This window comes from Pseudogemmobacter bohemicus (assembly GCF_003290025.1).
Taxonomy (GTDB): Bacteria; Pseudomonadota; Alphaproteobacteria; order Rhodobacterales; family Rhodobacteraceae; genus Pseudogemmobacter; species Pseudogemmobacter bohemicus.
Genome location: NZ_QNHG01000007.1, coordinates 208,589 through 212,506, shown reverse-complemented (window position 1 = coordinate 212,506; position 3,918 = coordinate 208,589). Strand labels below are relative to the sequence as shown.

The following is a 3,918-nucleotide window of genomic DNA, read 5'->3' as shown; positions in this document are numbered from 1 at the left end:
GGGCTTTCCTGGTGGCGTCTCGTCCACCTTCTTCCCGGCCTATTTTCAGGCCTTCTGCACGGGTTCTCTCGTATGAGGAACATCCGTGGCTATGGCACGGCCCGGGTATCGCCTGAGAAAGCAGACGCTGCCCGGTATCTGTCAGAGCCGGTGTCTGACTATTGGCAGGCGCTTCACCGCGTCTGGCCTCACCTCGACCGTTTGGGCGAGTACCCTCGGTGCTGCGCGGGGGAAACGGGCGCGGTCACTCTTTCGATTGCGGTGACAAAGTGGCCTCCTCGCTGGCAGCGTCACGGAAAGGTGCTGAGGCCTGCAAACCTCAGTGCCAATCATGTGGGATGAGGCTTTCGCCGATGCCCCCGCCCAGCGTTCGCCGGATGCTTTGAGCATCCATAGCGGATTGTTGCAGGCCCGCTTATGAGGCGGACCTGCACACAGCACCTGCCGGCTTGTCTGGCTTACGCGCTCGCTGACACTTCGCCAAAATAGCGCGCGGTTTCGGACAGGAAACCCTGCGCGAAGCCGCCGTCGACCAGGCTCTGGAGCGCTGAGGTCACGCCGCCAGCGGTCTGAGAGCCGGCAGAGACATCCTGAGCCATCTGCATGTAATAGCTCAGATCCTTATGGGCGTTCGAGATGAAGAACTTCATCTTCGAATTGTCGCCATCCAGCAGGAAGGGGCTGACACGGTCGAAAGCTGCACCATAGCCGCCGCCCTTGGCCAGCACCTCGGTAAAGACCTCGGCAGAGATGCCACCCTTTTGCGCGCAGGCCGCCGCCTCGCCGATCAGCGTCACCATGCCGAGCGAGCAGAAATTGTGCAGCAGTTTCAGCTTATGACCCGCGCCCGCGCCACCGGCATGGAAGATATTCTCGGCGAAGGTTTCCAGCAACGGGCGGAGGCGGTCAAACAGCGCCTGATCCGCGCCGACCAGCAGGTTGAGCCGCCCGGCCTCAGCCTCCAGCGGGGTGCGGGTCATCGGTGCATCCATGAAGAGCGCGCCGGCAGCCTCGGCCTGTTTCGCAATCGCCTCGGTCGAGCTGGGGATTGCGGTGGAGCAATCGACGATCACCGTGCCCTTTTTTACTGTTCGCAGGATGCCATTTTCGCCCAGCAATACATCTTCGACCTGCGGCGTTCCGGACACGCAAAGGATGATCACATCGGATGCCGCCGCCAGATCATGCTTATCCGCGAATTTCGCCGCACCAAAACCGATCAGATTGTTGCAGGGCTGATTGCCCGGATGGTCGAGAAACCCAAGCGCCCAGCCTTTGGAAACCACATTCTTTGCGATGCCATGCCCCATCAGGCCGACACCGATAATCCCGACTTTCAGATTGCCCATCACATGCCTCCTCAGGCCAGAGCGCGGCAGATCGCATCTGCCATTTCAGTGCATTTCGCCTTACCACCCAGATCGGCAGGCACCGTCTCACCCGCCGCCAGCACGCGGCCAACGGCGGCCTCGATCCGGTCGCCGGCATCAAGCAGGCGCGCGTCCCCTTTGCGGTCGCCCAGCCAGCGCAGCATCATCACAGCCGACAGCACGGTCGCCACCGGGCTTGCGATATTCTGGCCCGCGATATCCGGGGCCGAACCATGCGCGCCCTGGAACAAAGCGAACTGATCGCCGATCTCGCCCGAGGGCGAGATGCCCATGCCACCCACGGTCGCAGCCCCGAGATCCGAGATGATGTCGCCGAACATATTCTCGGCCACGATCACGTCGTAGAAATCGGGGCGTTTCACCATATGGACGGTGATCGCATCGGCATAGGCATAGTCGATGCCGACATCCGGGTAGCCCCGATGCACCTCATCGCAGATCTTGCGGAAGAAAGCATAGGCCCGCAGGATATTTGCCTTGTCACAGACGGTGACGCGCGATTTGCCATCACGCGGCGCGCCGCCCCGTTTCTTCGCCAGCTCAAACGCGAATTTCGCCACGCGCTCGGTGCCCTTGCGGGTGATCACAAGGCTGTCGGAGGCGAATTCATCGCGCAGGACCACACCCGCGCCACGGCTGGCGTAAAGCCCCTCGGTGTTCTCGCGGATGATGACATAGTCGATGCCGCCACCCTCAAAGGCGCGCAGCGGCGACAGCACGCCTGGCAGCAGTTTCACGGGCCGCACATTGGCGTAAAGGTCGAGACGGAAGCGCAACAGCAGGTGAAGATCGTTCCCGACCTCGGTCCCGTCCGGGTAGACGATGCCGGGCAGACCCGCAGCCCCATGCAGGATCGCGTCAGACGAGCGGCAGGCCGCATAGGTGTCATCGGGCAGCACATGGCCGCTTTTGGCATAATGCCCCGCGCCGCCGTCGAACATCTGGAAATCGAGCAGGCTCTCCCCCACCGCTGCCTTCAGCACCTTGATGGTGGCCTCGGTGATCTCGGGGCCGATGCCGTCACCGGCGATGGTCGCAATCGTATAATTGGTCATCTGTTTCGTTCCCGTCGCTTACCAGTTGGTCGCGATATATTTGGCTTCCATGAATTCGAGCATCCCGTGATGCGCGCCTTCGCGGCCCAGCCCGCTTTGTTTGACGCCGCCAAACGGGGCCGCCGGATCAGACACTAGACCCCGGTTCAGCGCGAGCATCCCGGCTTCCAGCTTCTCTGACACACGCAACCCACGCGCAAGATCTTGCGTATAGACATAGGCGACCAGGCCATATTCGGTGTCATTGGCGCGGCGGATCGCTTCTTCTTCGGTGTCGAACGTATATATCGGTGCGACCGGCCCGAAGATTTCCTCGCGGGCAAGATCAGCCGTATCCGGCACATCGGCCAGAACGGTGGCCGGGTAGAAATAGCCGTCACCTGCGATCGCCTTGCCGCCGGTGGTCACGCGCGCACCTTTGGCAACCGCGTCATCGACGAGCTCGCCGACCTTTTTCACCGCCGCCGCATTGACCAGCGGGCCGAGATCGGTGGTTTCTTCGGCACCGGGGCCGACTCGCAGGGCAGCCATGCGTTCGGTCAGGCGGCGGGTGAATTCTTCGACCACGCCGCGCTGCACATAGATGCGGTTCGCAGCCGTGCAGGCCTCGCCACCATTGCGCATCTTGGCGACCATGGCGCCTTCGATGGCGGCGTCGAGATCGGCGTCATCGAAGACGACGAAAGGCGCATTGCCGCCCAGTTCCATCGAGGAATGGATCACCTGATCGGCGGCCTTCCGGAGCAGCACCCGGCCCACTTCGGTCGAGCCGGTGAAGGACAGCTTCCGAACGCGCGGATCATCCAGCATCGCATTCACCACCTGGCCGGTGGTCGAGGTGGTCAGCACGTTCACCACACCATCGGGCACGCCAGCTTCCGCGAGGATCGCAGCGACGGCATAGGCAGTCAGCGGCGTCTCGGTCGCGGGCTTCAGCACGCAGGTGCAGCCGGCGGCCAAAGCGGGCGCGATTTTGCGGGTCGCCATGGCGGCAGGGAAATTCCAGGGCGTGATCAGCAGCGAAACGCCAATCGGCTGATATTGCACCAGAATGCGGTTCGCACCCGAGGGTGCCACGCCCAGATCGCCATGACCGCGCACGGCCTCTTCAGCGAACCAGCGGAAGAATTCGGCGGCATAGGCCACTTCGCCGCGCGCATCTTTCAGCGCCTTGCCGTTTTCCAGCGAGATGAGACGCGCCAGCGCCTCGGCGTCGCGCACCATCAGCTCCCAGCATTTCCTGAGGATCTCACCGCGCTGGCGGGCCGGGGTTGCGGCCCAGCCAGCAGCGGCGGCAGCGGCGGCATCAACAGCCGCGATAGCGTCTTCCGGCGCGGCATTTGCGACCGAGCCGAGCACAGAACCGTCAGAGGGGTTCGTCACGTCGATCCGGGTCGCGCGGGCGCCTTCACGCCATTTGCCACCGATGAACAGGTCGGTCGGCCAAGTGTTCTCAGTCGTCATTTTATCCC

General features: G+C 63.0%; 3 protein-coding genes. All 3 read right to left on the bottom strand.

The genetic code is table 11. From position 1 onward, the window contains the following. Positions 1-458 precede the first annotated feature (458 nt). The 3 genes from DRF71_RS25985 to DRF71_RS25975 are packed head-to-tail and all read right to left on the bottom strand — an operon-like array spanning position 459 to position 3,910. A complete protein-coding gene (locus tag DRF71_RS25985; RefSeq protein ID WP_112313349.1) occupies positions 459-1,349 on the bottom strand; it encodes an NAD(P)-dependent oxidoreductase in 891 nt (296 codons plus the stop codon). Between the two features lie 11 nt (positions 1,350-1,360). Then, on the bottom strand, positions 1,361-2,446 hold the full coding sequence (locus DRF71_RS25980) for an isocitrate/isopropylmalate dehydrogenase family protein (protein WP_112313348.1): 1,086 nt from the start codon (positions 2,444-2,446) through the stop codon (positions 1,361-1,363). An 18-nt stretch (positions 2,447-2,464) separates the two neighbouring features. After that, positions 2,465-3,910: an NAD-dependent succinate-semialdehyde dehydrogenase gene (locus tag DRF71_RS25975; protein ID WP_112313375.1), complete on the bottom strand. Its 1,446-nt coding sequence runs from the start codon at positions 3,908-3,910 to the stop codon at positions 2,465-2,467. Positions 3,911-3,918 lie beyond the last annotated feature (8 nt).

Bases quoted from the DNA above. Each gene is read 5' to 3' on its own strand.
- DRF71_RS25975 (WP_112313375.1), bottom strand. From the start codon at position 3,910: ATGACGACTGAGAACACTTGGCCGACCGACCTGTTCATCGGTGGCAAA.
- DRF71_RS25985 (WP_112313349.1), bottom strand. From the start codon at position 1,349: ATGGGCAATCTGAAAGTCGGGATTATCGGTGTCGGCCTGATGGGGCAT.
- DRF71_RS25980 (WP_112313348.1), bottom strand. From the start codon at position 2,446: ATGACCAATTATACGATTGCGACCATCGCCGGTGACGGCATCGGCCCC.